The following is a 17,027-nucleotide window of genomic DNA, read 5'->3' on the forward strand; positions in this document are numbered from 1 at the left end:
AACCAATAATGTGCCTTTCCCTGAAGGTTTGGTGCTATGAACAATCACGTACAAGACGTCCTGCATAATGCATTAAATGAGGCGATTTTGCCCGCAACCTAGGGATGTGTCTTAATGACGAGCAAAGCCCTATTTTTTTTAAGGAAAACCCGCAAGTTTCTGTGATTACTCAGCAATGGCAGTATTTTGTTGATCAAAATCAAAGCCCGCTAAAAAACAAAAGCCAAGCGGATTAAACCTGCTTGGCTTTTGACTGGGAGGAAAGTGGTAAATGGCTATTTTTTCAATTTACCGAATTTCGCCATTTTGCGTTTTTTCATCGCTCCACTACGTTTTGGCTTGGGCAGCAATTGCTCCGGCTGTGATACCAGTGTTGCTAACAAACCTAACCAATCAGTGATCATCCCTTGCATTTTATCTTTAAGATATAAATCACGTTTAAATACCAAGTTGCCATTTAAACCCTGATCCGTTGTCTCAATAAAGATCGCGGAGTCAAACTTACTGGTCACGCCTTCGCTTGAGATCTCACTGATCTCAACCCCCTCGACAGGCCAGCGCGGTTGTGGTGTATTTTGCATCACAAATAACTGCTGGAATATTGGCGATACACCGCTTTGACGAGGTACATCGGCCACTTGGGCAATATTCTCTAGCGTCAGTAATTGGTGATCTTGTACCGCCAACAATTGTTGCTGCACTTGCTTAGCTAGACTGATAAAACTGTCGTCAGCTTTTAAGCTAATGCGCACCGGTAAAACCTTAATAAAGAAACCAATCAGTGGTTCCAGCGCAGCATCTTCACGACCCGCTAAGTCAGTTCCTACAACGAGATCTTGTTGGCCCGTTTGCTGGCTTAAAAACGTCATATAACTGGCTTTCAATAATGCAAACAGTGACAACTGGTGCACTTCACTGAGGACTTGTAATTGCGCGCTCAATTCAGGAGCTATATTGAATAACACCTGATCGCCTTGGCTGCTTGGTTTATCAGGACGCGGTAAATGTAAAGGTAAAATACTTACCGGCGGCGCTGCTAGTAGCTGCTGTTGCCAAAACGCTTTGTTCTGAGCTCCTTCCTCTGCTGCCAGACGGGCATTTTGCCAGCTTGCATAATCAGCATACTGCACATCCAATGGAGCAAGCTTGGCAACTAAGCTATCATCACCAAGTTGCTCTGCGTAGAATACCCCAAGCTCCTGAACCAAGTTTGCAATCGACCACCCATCACTGATGATATGGTGCATGCTCACCAACAGCTGGTAGCGCTGCTCCGCCAGTTGTAGTACTTTGGCACGCATTAGCGGCGCTGTGCTTAAATCAAAGCTTTGCTGTTCAAACTCATTGCGTAACCGCTGTGCCGACAGCTCACTGTCAACCTGCTCGACAGCCAATCTAAAATCTAAGCGATCCAACACTGTTACGCGCGGCTCTCCGTCTACATCAACAAACTGCGAGCGCAATATTTCATGACGCACAGCCAAAGCATTGAACGCCTGTTCAAGAGCCCCCACATCCAGCGCACCGCTTAAAGCCACCGCACCAGCAATATTGTATGCAGCCTTGTCAGCCTCACTGCTCAACCTGTCTGTCAGCCATAAGCTCTGCTGAGCTGGTGACACCGGCATTTGCTCAGCACGCGGTGCTGGTGCTAAAGCGATGCGCTTAACGAGCTGCTTGGACGCCAACACACACTGTGCCAAGGCCGCCAGATCTTGGCTATTGAAAATATCTTTCACCTCAATGCCATAGTCACCGAGTTCATTGATCCGCGGCACTAAACGCAACGCCGTGATTGAATCTCCACCAAGGGCAAAGAAGTTGTCGTGACGGCTCACTTTTTCCACCTTCAACAAAGTCTGCCACACCTTTGCAATATGCTGCTCAAGGTCACCTTGTGGTGCAACAAATTCACCTTGATGTTGCTCAACGCTGATCTGAGGCAAGCTCTTACGATCGACTTTGCCATTTTGGTTAAGAGGGAACTGCACCATAATTTCAATGGCTTGCGGTATCATATAGTCAGGTAATGTATCGCGAAGCTGCGCTTGCAACTCACTCGCTGTACGGCTTTGCGTTGCGGCATAAGCAACCAATACAGGCTGCTCAGCGGCGTTTTGCACCATTACTATGGCTTGCTCTACGCCATCCACTGCACTAAGTTGTGCCTCAATTTCACCCAGCTCAATACGGTGGCCGCGAATTTTTACCTGATCATCCACTCGACCCAAGTATTGCAACTGATTATTTTCATCCCAACGCACTAAATCACCAGTGCGATAAAGTCGTCCGCCCTGTTCGCTAAACGGGTCAGCAACAAAACGTTCTGCCGTTAATTCTGGCTGGTTAATATAGCCTTCAGCCAAACAACTGCCGCCAATATATAGCTCGCCAATAGCACCTTTTGGCAATAAATTCAGCCCACTATCAAGCACAAATACCTGACGGTTACCGACGGGCTGACCAATAGGAACATAGCGGCCGTTGACCTGAGATTGACTATCACCAATCCAAAGCGTCGGTGTCACCACCGCCTCTGTTGGTCCATAAGCATTAACAAATTGTGCCTGTGGCAAGCTATTTTGAGCGAGTTTAAAATCACCTTGATGCCAGCCTTCACCACCAACAATGCACAAGCGTACTGATTGAAGCGCTGAGACATGGCGTAAATAAGCAGGTGGTAAATCTACTACGGTAACTCCCTCTTTAGCAGCATATTCAGCTAGCGTGTCAGGACCTGTCAGTTTGGCATCTACCACGCTTAACTGTGCGCCATGTAATAACGGCATCAATAATTGTTCAAGTGCAGCATCGAAACCCATTGAGGCAAATAATAAAGCATGATCCTGAGGCTGATAAAGGTAGTACTGCTGCATTGCATAACAATGGTCAGCAAGCGCTTGATGAGAAACAGCCACGCCCTTTGGCAAGCCTGTAGAGCCGGAAGTAAAGATCATATACGCCACCTGCTTAGGCTCCACAACACAAGGTAACGGCGTTGCCGGATAATCACTTAATTTGGTATCGTCTATGGTTTCAATAGCCATGTCACCAAGTAACGTTACAATGTCATCACTGAGCATCAATTTCGCATTACTTTGCTGTGCAATATATTGCTGACGCTCAATCGGTATGCTCGGATCAATCGGCACGTATGTAGCCCCAGCTTTAAATACTGCCAACGCAGCAATCACCATATCAATACCGCGCGCAAAGCGTACCGCCACCACTTTTTGCTCTTCAGAAGACAAAATCTCTAAGAGGTGATGAGATAGTTGATTACTTTTAGCCGCCAATTGCTGGTAGCTAAGCGTCATGTCAGCAAATTTCACCGCGGGCTCTGATTGATACTGTTTGGCAATTTCATTCAATTGCTCAACCACCAACTGAGCACTTGAATGCGCCTGTCCTTTTGCTAATGCATGTAGCTGTAAATGTTGCGCTTGAGGCATAAGTGATAGCTGCGCAACTCGCATTGTATGATCATGGACAATCGCTGCCAAAACACGCCTCAATACACTGGCTAATTCAGCACGACGACTAGGGCTGAAGCGCTCTTTGGCAAACTCAAACTCAATATTGCTCAACCCATCGCTATTTTCGAAACAATTCAATACCAATTCAAATTGGGCTTCGCGAGCATTGATGGTGATCGGGCTCATCTCAAGTTGAGGTAACTTAAGCAAGGCATCACCATCCACACGTTGATGATTGATCATGACCTGAAATAGCGGTTGTTGAAGATCTCTATCTAAATCTAGACTATCTAATAACTGCTCAAATGGTAAATCCTGATGTGCCTGTGCTCCTTGTAACTGTGCTTTTACCTTCTTCAAGGCATCACTGAGTGATAAGTCACCCGCTAACTCCGTAGTGATCACTTGTGTATTAACAAAAAAGCCAACCAGTGATTCAGTATCCACGTTATGGCGATTAGCGATCGGCATACCAACACGCACTACAGATTGACCACTGTAACGGTGCAATAATACTTTAAGTGCCAACATCAAGATGCTGAACACACTGGTGCTATTGGCTTTAGCATAATCAACCAGCGCCTGCTTTAACGCATCATTCAGTTGCACTTGTTCAGTGACTGCTTGATAAGTGTCTAATGGTGACTCTAAGTCACTGGGTAGACGCAGTGGTGATAAATCATCGCCAAGTGCATCGTGCCAATACGCTAATTGCTTGGCCTTAATCTCTTCACTAAACCAATCGCGTTGCCACTTTGCATAATCACTATAACGTAGCCCTTGTTCAGACAAAGACAGTGGCTGAGCTAAGAATGCACTTTGGTACGCTTTCGCAAAGTCATCAATGATCAACTGCAATGACCATGCATCAGAAATAATATGGTGCATAACCACCACCAATTCATGGCGTGCTTCATGGTGTTTAATTAGTGCTACGCGGAATAAGTTACCTTCAGTTAAAACAAACGGCTCAGCGATAAATGTATCGCGCCATACCGTACAATCTAATGCCTGTGAGGCATCAAAATAACGATAATTAGACGCCCCCATCGGCGTAATGTGCTGTGTCACTTGCGCATCAGCATCTTCACTATAGACAGTGCGCAGAGCTGCGTGCGTGTTACGCACATAATCTAAAGCGGACTGAAGTGCTTGCAGATCCAGTTTACCCTCAAGCATCATAGCGCCTTTAATATGATATGCGCTGCTTTGCGGCGCTAACTTCCACAAGAACCACTGGCGCTGCTCTGCAAATGATAATCCAGAATAGATATTCGATTGACGTACCAGTGGCAATGTTTCACTACCATGATGCGCATCAATCAATGCCGCAAGTTCACCGAGATTTTCTGTACTAAATAGCGCTGGGATCTCTACATTCAAACCCGCTTTATGAGCCTGACTGATCACACTCAATGCCTTAATTGAATCACCACCAAGTGCGAAGAAATTATCGCCACGCCCTATTCGCTCGACTCCCAGTACAGACTGCCATATGGTCGCGAGATCTATTTCTATCTCAGTTTCAGGTAGCTCAAATACGGTAGACGCCTGCCATTGTGGTTTGGGCAGGGCTTTTCGATCAATTTTACCATTACTATTGTGTGGCATCTCATCCAACACCATGATCAGCGCTGGAATCATGTAATCAGGTAATCGCTCACCGATCGCAGCAGTGATAATATCAACATCGAGTTGTTCACCGGATACATAACCTACTAACTGTGTGGCGCCAGTGCTGTTATCGTCCACAACCACAGCTTCATTGACCCCCTCGCAGCGATAAAGCTGAGCTTCAATATCACCCAGCTCAATACGATAGCCTCGTATCTTGACCTGATGATCGGTTCGCCCTAGATACTCTAGCTGGCCTTTATCATTCCAACGCACCATATCACCAGTACGATATAAGCGGCTGCCATCTGTAGTGAATGGATTTGCAACAAAACGCTCAGCACTCAGTTCTGGGCGTGACAAATACCCACGCGCAAGACCTGAACCTGCGATATACAGCTCTCCTGCGACCCTTTGTGGACACAAGTTCAATTGATTATCCAGCACATACAGCTGCGTATTCAAAATCGCTTCGCCCAAGTGTACCGGAGTCTGATCAACCGGATAACAACTTGACCAAATTGTGGTCTCAGTTGGCCCATACATATTCCACAACCTCACCCCAGTTGCCGCTAAATCGTTCACCAATTCCTCTGGCAGAGCTTCACCACCACATAAAGCCAATTTGCCCTTTACAGACGTAAGTAAGTCAAGTGTCAACAAGCTGCGCCAGCCTGCTGGGGTTGCTTGTAACAAATCTTGCTGAGCCAGTAGATCAGGCGTAAGTGAAGTGGCATTTTGTGCCACCGTCACTGTACCACCACTTATCAGTGGCAAGTAAATCTCTAAACCCGAGATATCAAATGATAACGAGGTTAACGCCAATGCATGTAAAGGCCCTTCAAAAGCGAGCTGCTGTTGCATACCCAGCAGGAAATTAAGCAAATTACCATGACTGATCGCCACCCCTTTAGGCAGCCCTGTAGACCCTGAGGTATATAAGGTATATACCAGCTGATCATGATGGCGCTGCGTATTAGGCTTAGACTTCGAATATGTATCCAGTGATAACTCAGCCACATTTATGCAAGTTACATCCGCATTAAAATCAATGTTGGCATTGGTAAGCACCAATTGAGCACCACTATGCTGACAAATATAATCTCTGCGCATTGTAGGCAATTCAACTGCTATTGGCACATATACACCGCCAGCTTTACTGATAGCAAGTATTGCCACAATCATGTCAATGCCTCTAGCCATACTCACCGCAACCGGCATCTCGGTGGTTAACCCAGCTGCGAGTAATGCGTGAGCAAGCTGATTTGCCCGACATTCTAGCTGGCCATAAGTCATTGAATCATTTTGTTCATTACGCAGTGCTATGGCATCCGGTGCTTGCTTAGCCTGCATCTCAAACATCGCTAAAGCATCACTGTTTGGCAGCCTCTGATGCTGGCCAACACCCAACTGTTGAATCGTTTTCTGAGCTTGTATGTCCAGCAGTTGAATATGACCTAGCGGACTGTCCACTTGAGATTGCACAACATCCAACAGATTTTCCAAATTGCTAGCAAGCTGTGCAACCAACTCAGCACTTAAACGCCACTCTTGATAGGCAAAGTTAATCGTTATTCCGTCAATGGTTTCAACGAATACTGTCAGTGGATAATTAGTTTCTTCACGGTTTTCAACCAAAGAGAAACTCGCACCATCGAGCTCATTCTTACCCAGAGTATCTGAAATAGGGTAATTTTCAAAAATGAATAAACTATCAAATAGTCCTTGCTGATCAAAGCTCACTTTCCCCTCAGCCAGCTTTTGAATTTGATATAACGGCGTATGTTCAAATGCACGACTGTGCATACTCTCTTGCTGGCATGCTTTCAAAAACTGGCTTAGCGTTTGCTCATTATCAAGTGTATTTATTACTGGTAGGGTATTGATAAATAAGCCAACAGTAGTATCACTCCCCACCAAATCTGCTGGACGACCTGACGTAGTCGCACCAAAACATACCGTTGATTTATTTAGCATACGGGCCAAAAGCAAAGACCATACACCTTGTAGAACAGTATTCACCGTGATCTCTTGTTGCTGTGCAAAAGCGTGTAATTGCGCCGCTTGCTGAGCACTTAATTGCAACGAGTGTTGAGCATAGCCACGCGCACTATCCAAGTGCGTGCGACCTTGTAATTGCGTTAAGTAAGTGGCTTCATCCAATTGTGCAAGGCGACTTTGCCAATAGTCGTCTCCCGCCCTCTCCTCTTGCTTGGCAAGATAGACCAAGTAATCCTGATACTGGCCACCTAATTTGGGTAAGGTTTGTCCTTGATATGCCATCATCACTTCCGCCAGCACCGCTGTACTACTCCACCCATCCAGAAGCATGTGGTGGTAAGTCCAAATAAAATGATGCTGCAGCGGCGCATGCTGTACTAAGGTGAATGACATGAGGCCCACCTTTTCCGTCACCTTAAACCCTTGCTCCAATATTGATTGGGCTAAATGTTCTGTCGATTTTGTAGGTTCTAATTGCCAATCTAATTCACTAAAAGTAATTTGGTGCTCTGCAACTACATACTGTAATTGTTGCAACGGTGTAGAAATAAACCCTGTTCTCAGTGCCTCATGCCTATCTACCACTTGTTGCCACGCGGCTTTAAATCGCATGACATCTAAACCACGGATATCCAGACGTAGTTGGTTCATATACGCAGTACTTTCCTCAACTAAGGAGTGAAACATCATACCCTGCTGCATCGCTGAAAGTGGATAAATACTAGAGACAGATTGCTGCGCAATAGGAAGTGCATCTAACTCTGCTTGCGACAATGACAACAAAGGAACATCTGCTGGCGTCAGGCGCATATTAGCGTTGCTACAGTGCGCAATGACTTGCGTCAGTGCTTGCTCAAATAGCGCCTTAAAATCAGTCATATCCGCAGATGCCAGACACGCTTCACTGTATGTAATACCCAGCTGCAAAGCTTTATTTTGAACCGCACCATTAATAGCAATATCTGCGCTCAGCGGATTTTGCGCTGCAATACTACTACCGACACCTGTTGTGCTCATCTGCCACTGAGCAAACTGCGCATTGTTACTGGCATCAATTTGACCTAGGTAGTTAAACTCAATTTGCGGCTTACGGTCAGTTGTCAGCGCCTGCTGTTGTGCCGCGCTGCCGTAGTACTTGAATGCCCCATAGCCAACTCCTTTGTTGGGTAATGCACGTAAATGCTCTTTGACAGAAATAATAGTTTGAGCCAAATCGCCATTGCTTACCAATTTCACTGGATACAAGGTGGTGAACCAACCTGTGGTACGACTTAAATCAAGCTGTGATTGCCATGGCTCTCGACCATGACCTTCTATAAATACTTGAGCTTCTTTACTACCAGTCCATTGCTCTAGCGCCACACTAAGTGCGACAAGCAGTAATTCATCGATGTGACTGCGATATGGGCGTATCGCCAATGATAACAATGCCTGCGTTTGTTCTTCATCAAGTGTCACCTGCAAAGTTTTCGCACTTTGCATCGTGTCATCACCTGCACTAACAAAATTAGGTAGTGTCAACGCTTCACACTGCTGCTTTTGCCAAAATTCAAACTCATCTTCATTACTACTTGGATAAGCTTGTATCTCCTTAGCCCAAGATTGATAACTGTGGCTTTTTGATGCCAATGCAATTGTTTTACCGGCGTTTAGCTGCATAATGCTACGCAATAAATCATCCACTAAAATGCGCCATGACACGCCATCAATGACTAAATGATGTGCAATTAATATCAGCTCTCGACGACTTTCACTGTGTACATAAATCACCCTAAGCACATCGCCATTATGAATATTTAAGCTGGTTTGCGCTTGCTCAGCCGCCGCAGCTAAGTCTGCGTCGAACGCCCCATCCGTGGTTTTTTGGTACCATACAACCTCTCGATAATGACTCTCTTCATAATCTCGGTAGGCTTGTTGCCAACCATCTTGATATTGATATTGCAAACGCAAACTATCATGATGCTTGATCAGCATGTCTACACTGTCAGTGAGTATATCCAACCTAATCGGCATTGGGGGGGTCAATCGGATCGCCTGATTCCAATGATTGACATTGCTTGGCTGTCTTGCAAAATAAGCTTGCTGAATAGGCAGTAACGGTACATCACCGCGAACCACTTGTGAGACCTGATGCTCGCTGTCTAACTCGATGAGTTCTAATGCCAATTGGGCAATCGTAGGAGCTTCAAATACTTGCTTAGGGCTAAGAGTAAATCCCTGCTGGCGCATCGAAGCTACAATTTGTAGGCTTAAAATTGAGTCACCACCTAAAGCAAAGAAATTATCATGACGGCCAATTGGGCTCTGATCTAAAACCTGTTGCCAAGTTTGACAAAGTAGCTCTTCACGCGCTCCTTGCGGAGCCTGATAAACCGTCTCAGTTTGCCATTGTGGTGTTGGCAATGCTTTTCTATCGATTTTACCATTGCTGTTATGCGGCATCTCATCCAACGCCATCACCAATGCTGGTACCATGTAATCAGGTAGCCACTGGGCGATGGTCGTTGTAATCATTTCGCTATCGAGTGCTTTACCAGACACATAGCCCACCAACTGAGTTGTGCCCGTGCTATTGTCATCAACAACAACGGCTTCACTGACTCCTTCACAGCGATACAACTGGGCTTCAATGTCACCCAGTTCAATGCGGTAACCTCGGATCTTCACTTGGTGATCCGTACGACCTAAATATTCAAGCTGACCATTTTGGTTCCACCGCACCAGATCGCCAGTGCGATATAAACGGCTGCCATCATCAGCAAACGGATTTGCCACAAAGCGCTCAGCGCTGAGTTCAGGACGAGATAAATAACCACGGGCAAGGCCAAGACCGGCAATATACAGCTCACCGGCCACCTGCTGCGGACACAAGTTTAATTGGTTATCCAGCACATACAGTTGAGTATTTAAGGTGGCATCTCCCAAATGTACTGGTGCCTGTGTCACTTGGTAGCAACTTGACCAAATGGTGGTTTCGGTTGGACCATACATATTCCAAAGTTGAACGCCACTTTGTGCCAGATCCGCTACCAACTCCGCAGGCAGGGCTTCACCGCCACACAGGGCTCGCGTGCCCTGCACTTGCGTTAATAAATCAAGCTCTAACAAACTACGCCAACCTGCTGGGGTGGCTTGTATTAAGTCTTGTTCGGCCAATAACGCAGCGCTCAGCGTTGCGGCATTTTGTGCCACTGTGACCGTACCACCACTTATCAGCGGTAGATAAATTTCTAGTCCAGAGATATCGAATGATAACGAGGTTAATGCCAACGCATTAAGGGCACTATTTAAGCCCAGTTGCTGCTGCATACCTAGTAAGAAGTTAACTAGGTTACCGTGACTGATCGCCACGCCTTTTGGCAAGCCTGTGGAGCCTGAAGTATAAAGGGTGTATACCAATTGATGGTGGTGGCGCTGCGCATTGAGGTTGCCATCGTCATATGATGTCAGCGGCAGATCTGTGACGTTTAAACAGGTCACATCTTCAGCAAAGGACACCTCAAAGTTAGTAAGTACAAACTTAGCACCGCTATGCTGACAGATATAATCACGGCGCTCTTCTGGTAGCTCCACCGCGATTGGCACGTACACGCCACCAGCTTTGCTTACTGCAAGTATCGCAACGATCATGTCAATACCACGAGTCATGCTAATTGCCACCGGCATTTCTGTGGTAAGCCCTGCTGCAAGCAGCGCTTGCGCCAATTGATTTGCACGACCATTCAGTGCGCCATAGCTTAGCTGCTGACCTTGCTCGTTTTGCACGGCAATCGCCAATGGGGATTGCTTTGCCTGTGCTTCAAACATCGCCAACGCATCGCTGTTAGGCAATGTTTCTGTTGTACCAATACCGAATTTCTTAACCTCAGCTTGCGTGGCTTCATCGAGCAATTGAATGTGGCCAAGAGGTTGTTCAACTTGTGTTTGCAATGCCTCAAGTAGGCGTGACAAGTTGTTCGCAAGATGTGCCACAAATTCAGCGCTTAAACGCCAACCTTGGTACGCAAAATTAATAGTCAACCCCTGCGCGGTTTCAACAAATACCGTCAGTGGATAGTTGGTTTCTTCACGGTTCTCCACCAAAGAGAACTTTGCCCCACCCAATTCATTGGCACCTAATGTCTCTGAAATTGGGTAGTTTTCAAAAATGAGTAAGCTGTCAAACAAACCTTGCTGATCAAAGCTCACCTGTCCATCGGCCAGCTTTTGGATTTGATACAAAGGCGTGTGCTCAAATTCGCGACTTTGCATACTGTCTTTCTGACAGGTTTTAAGCCACTGACCAATAACTTGCTCATTGTCGAGAGTACTTATCACTGGCAGTGTGTTGATAAACAAACCGACGGTACTATCACTACCAACCAAGTCGGCGGGCCTACCTGACGTCGTTGCACCAAAACATACCGCTGATTTATTTAACATGCGGCTCAATAGTAATGACCATGCACCTTGCAATACCGTATTAACCGTGATCTCTTGTTGCTGCGCAAATGCTTGTAACTGCGCAGCTTGTGATTCATCGAGTTGCAAGGTGTGCTGCTCATATCCTAAGTCACTATCCAGCGTATCGCGACTTTGCAGTTCAGTCAGATAAGAAGCCTCGTTTAACTGTGCAAGTCGGCTTTGCCAATAATCATCGCCCGCCGTTTCATCTTGCTTGGCCAGATATGCCAAGTAATTTTGATACTGACCGCCTGGCTGTGGCAATGCTTGCCCTTGATATGCCATCATGACTTCAGCCAGCACCGCCGTGCTGCTCCAACCATCCAGTAACATGTGATGGTAAGTCCAAATAAAGTGATGCTGCTGAGCAGATTGCTGTACCAAGGTAAATGACATTAAGCCCACCTCTTCAGTCACCGCAAAGCCTGTCTCCAAAATCGTACGAGCCAGCTCATCAGTAGATTGACCAGACTCAACTCGCCAGTCTAATTCATCAAAAGCGATTTGGTGATCTTGAATAACATATTGAAAATTTTGTTGCGTCGTCGAGATAAACCCTGTTCGCAGCGCGTCATGTCGATCGACGACCTGCTGCCACGCTGCTTTGAAGCGCGTGACATCTAGATCACTGATATCCAACCTTAACTGATTTAGATATGCGGCACTTTGCTCTACCATAGAGTGGAACATCATGCCTTGTTGCATCGCGGACAGCGGATAGATGCTCGACACGGATGACTGCACTATCGGCAGCATATCTAGTTCTGCTTGAGACATAGTCAGTAATGGTACATCCGCAGGTGTAAATCGTACCTCGGCATCAAGGCAATGGTTAATAACCTCAATAAGCCCATGCTCAAAGCACTGAGCAAATTCAGCCATATCCGATGATAATAACTGTGCACCACTGTAGCTGATGGCTAACTGTAACTGGCTATTTTGGATAGCGCCATTAATTGCAATGTCGGCGCTGAGCGGGTTTTGTGCGGCAATACTGCTACCAACACCGTCAGTACTCATCTGCCAATTGGCTAACTGCACATTGCTGTTGGCATCTAGCTGACCTAAATAATTAAATTCAATTTGCGGCTTACGTTCAGTGCACAGTGCATGCTGCTGTGCTTCGCTGCCATAATATTTAAATGCGCCATACCCGATGCCTTTATTGGGTAGCGCACGCAAGCGTTCCTTGGTCGTGATAATGGTGTGTGCTAAATCATCATCATAACTTAACTTCACAGGGTACAGCGACGTGAACCAACCAACAGTGCGGCTTAAGTCCAATTGCGACTGCCATGGTTCACGGCCATGCCCTTCCAAAAATATCTGTGCGTTAGAACTACCTGTCCACTGCTTCAAAGCCACACTCAAAGCGGCCAACAATAGTTCATCGATATGCGTACGGTATGGGCGTGATGCCTGAGACAACAAGGCTTGAGTATGTGACTCGCTCAACTTAACTTGTAAAGTTTGCGCACTTGCTATAGTTGCGTCGCCATCTGCCACATAATTGGGTAAGTCAATAGCATCACACTGCTGGTTTTGCCACAGTGCAAACTCACTCGCATGGGCATTTGGATAAGCTTGTAACTGCTGCGCCCAATATTGATAACTGTGACTTTTATGTGAAAGGGCTAACACCTCACCCGCTGTAGCCAATCCGATGCCTTGTAATAAGTCATCCACTAAAATACGCCAAGATACGCCATCAATCACCAAGTGGTGGGCAATTAATATTAATGCTTGTCGGCGCTCGCTGTGGACATACAACACACGCAGCGAATCGCCGCGCTGAATGCTTAAACTGGCTTGTGCTTGCTCAGCCGCATTGAGCAGATATGTATCAAACTCACAGTCTGTGGTTTGCTGATACCAAACCACTTCTCGATAATTAGCTTCATCGTAGTCACGATACACTTGTTGCCACGTGCCTTGATGTTGAAATTGCAAACGCAGGCTATCGTGATGCTTTATCAGCAGTTGCACACTGTCGTTTAACTGGGCCAAGCCTATAGGCTCCGGTGGCATCAAGCGAATAGCTTGGTTCCAATGATCAATATGACTGGGCTGTCTGGCAAAAAACGTATGCTGGATTGGCAGTAATGGGACTTCGCCGCTCACGACTTGCGGGATTTTATCTTCTTCGCTCAACTCGCTCAGCGCTTCGGCTAACTGGGCAATAGTTGGCGCTTCAAATACTTGCTTGGCGCTAAGTGCAAAGCCATGCTGGCGCATCGCTGAGACAATTTGCAAGCTCAGAATCGAATCCCCCCCCAAGGCAAAGAAGTTGTCATTACGGCCAATTTGACTATGCCCCAGCACTTGTTGCCATGTCTGGCATAATAATGTTTCTCGCTCCCCTTGCGGTGCTTGATAGGCATGTTGAGTATGCAGCTTAGGCTCAGGCAATGCTTTACGATCAACTTTACCATTGCTGCTAAGCGGCAATGCATCCAGTATCATGATGCTGCTAGGTACCATGTAATCCGGTAACGCGTCACTTAAGCCCTGCTGCAAACGATCTTCATCCAGGGAACTACCACTGACATAGGCTGCTAATCGCGCGCCACCATTAGGGCCACTGACAGCCACTACCACAGCTTCTTTCACGCCTTCTTGGGCAAATAATTGCGTCTCTATTTCACCCAACTCGATGCGCAAACCACGGATCTTGACTTGATGATCGGTTCGGCCCAGATATTCAAGCTCACCCAACTCGCTCCAACGTACCAAGTCACCACTGCGATATAAACGGCTACCGTCGTGGGCAAACGGATTGGCAACAAAGCGCTCCGCACTGAGATCTGGGCGATTTGCATAACCACGCGCAAGACCAATGCCGCCTATATAAAGTTCACCCACAGCCCCTATTGGGCTCAGGTTCAGTTGCTGATCCAACACCCAAAGCTCACATCCGGCAATCGGTTTACCGATTGGCACTGCTTTGTCTGCGCGGCCATCACATTCGTAATAGCTGACATCAATGGCCGCTTCCGTTGGACCATACAAGTTGTGGATTTCCAGTTGCGGTAGCAACTTAAGCGTATCGGCTTGCAAAGCTGCAGGCAGCGCCTCACCACTACAAATAATGTGTTTAATGCTGGTGCACTGTTGCGCCAATGGCTCACTGATAAAGGCTTGCAGCATAGAGGGCACAAAGTGCAATAAAGTCACCTGCTGGGCTTGAATAAGCTCAGCAAGCTCACGGGGCTCTTTGTGAATTTCAGGCTCAGCTACCACCAAGGTCGCGCCGCGCATCAACGGCCAGAAAAACTCCCACACAGAAACATCAAATCCGTACGGTGTTTTTTGTAACACGCGATCTTGGCTGTCAATCGGATAGGCTTGGTCCTGCCAGCTGATCCGGTTATACAGTGCATGGTGATGATTCACCACACCTTTTGGCTTGCCCGTTGAGCCTGAGGTATAAATCACATAAGCCGCTTGCTGCGGTAAAATAGTGACACTTGGATAGTCACCACTGTGCGTCTCTAAGCGCTCAGCCAGCGCTGACCACGCAAAATACGGCACGTTAAATTGCTGATTATCGCGATTTCCCAGCACCAATTTAAAGGTGCTATTTTGCGCAATATATTCGATGCGATCAGCGGGTAAATTCGGGTCCAGTGGCACATAGGCCGCGCCACTTTTCATCACTCCAATAAGCGCAATCACCATTTCGAAACTGCGGTCAAAATACACGCCAATTTGATCTTCTGCGCCAATGCCTTGGGCAATCAACCAGTGCGCCAATTGATTGGTGCGTTGTTCAAACTGCGCGTAACTCATATGCTCACCGGCAAAAATCAAGGCACTTTGATCTGGTGTTTTTTGGGCTTGCGCACTGATGATGTCTGCAATAGAGTCTTGCCATTCAAATGCCGACTCGCCATTTGAGAACGACTCCAAGCTCTGCTGTCTGTGTGCAGGATACCAGTCTAAATATTGCAGTGGTGATGCTGGGTGCAAGGAGACCGCACTGAGCAGCGCAGCCAGTTCATCCAAGCAATGTTTGGCAAATGCTTCGCTGTATAAGGTGTTGGCATAGTAAAGGTGCAACGTGGTATCACCGCTTACTTCTTCAATCACATCCAATTGCAAGTCAAAAGGCATTGAAAAGCGCAGCGCCTGGGTATCTTTGAGCGTTACCCCTTGCAGTGAGTCCATCGCACCTTTGTCACGCTTTAGATAATTAAACATCACCTGAAACAGCGGGTGACTCCCGGTGCTTCGTGGCGGTTTAATGGCATCAAGCAGGTGCTCAAAAGGCAAATCTTGATTGGCTTGCGCAAACTGCGAGAACAACTTGGCTTTATCAAGTAACGCTGAAAAACTGTCTTGCGGCGCCACTTCCAAGCGTACCACTTGGGTATTAATGAAAAAGCCAATTAAACCATGTGTTTGCGCATGATGTCGGTTAGCAATGGGTACGCCCACTTTGACATCATGTTGGTCGCTATAGCGATGCAATAAATATTGAAAAGCACTGAGCAACACCAAATACGGTGTCACCTGATGCTGTTTGGTCAATGACTGAACTTGCTGCCATAACTTATTTGGCAGTGTCATAGATTGGGTTGTAATGGGATAATTACCGCCCTGCCTTGCTAAGCTGTTTGCTGGTAGGCGCAGTGGCTCAAAATCATCGCCAAGTGCCGTTTGCCAGTCCGCTAATTGCTTTTCTAACAATATGGTCTGATCTTGCTGTGCAAGCCACAAAGCGTAATCTAGATAATCAGCTTGCGGTATCAGCTCAGGTAAACTTTGCTGATTCTGTAGAAGGGCATACGCTTGAATAAACTCATTAAATAGCTGCTGCATCGATGTACCATCAGTCACAATGTGGTGCATAACGACCAGTAATGTACACTCGCCTTGTGACTCAAGCAGTGCCACACGTAGAAGCGGTTCAGCGGTTAAATCAAAAGGCTGATCAGCAATTTCAAATGCCTGCTGCACGGTATCATCTTGATTGGGTACATCAATAAAAGTGAATGCATTATCCGCTTGCAGCTGCTGCACCGTAGTGCCTCCGTCTACACTAAAACGACTATTTAAGATGCCGTGTTTAGCCACCAAGTGTCCGAAACTTGCCTGTACCCAAGCTTTGTTTAATTGGCCTTGAAAGGTCAAGGTACCCGCTAAGTTATACACACTGTCAGCAGGGTCTAACTGCCAAGCGGTCCAAAGCCGTTGCTGAGCCGGTGTTAATGGCACTTTTGCAGTTCTGTCCTGGCGCACTGCTAACTGATTTTGTTTGGCTCTAGATTGACTGTCGGCCAATTTGGCTTTGAGTTTTAATTGCTGTTCTTCAGTTAATGCGCCACCGCGCTCGCGTCTTCTTCTGCGCTTTTGCTCGCTCATGCTGATCCCACCTGGCTATCGATTGTTATGCACTGCTGTTTGTCGGTCGAGATAAAAAACAAAATATTGCTTTGCTCATGCTCAACCACATTGCAATTAGTTTTGGCTTTCTACCGTATGACACTC

General features: G+C 46.7%; 1 protein-coding gene. It reads right to left on the reverse strand.

Annotated elements, in window-relative coordinates:
* Nucleotides 1-275: 275 nt before the first annotated feature.
* On the reverse strand, nt 276-16,901 hold the full coding sequence (locus QNM16_RS25210) for a non-ribosomal peptide synthetase (protein WP_284022969.1): 16,626 nt from the start codon (nt 16,899-16,901) through the stop codon (nt 276-278).
* Nucleotides 16,902-17,027: the final 126 nt, after the last annotated feature.

This window comes from Pseudoalteromonas umbrosa, assembly GCF_030125375.1.
In the GTDB taxonomy this organism is placed as follows: Bacteria; Pseudomonadota; Gammaproteobacteria; order Enterobacterales; family Alteromonadaceae; genus Pseudoalteromonas; species Pseudoalteromonas umbrosa.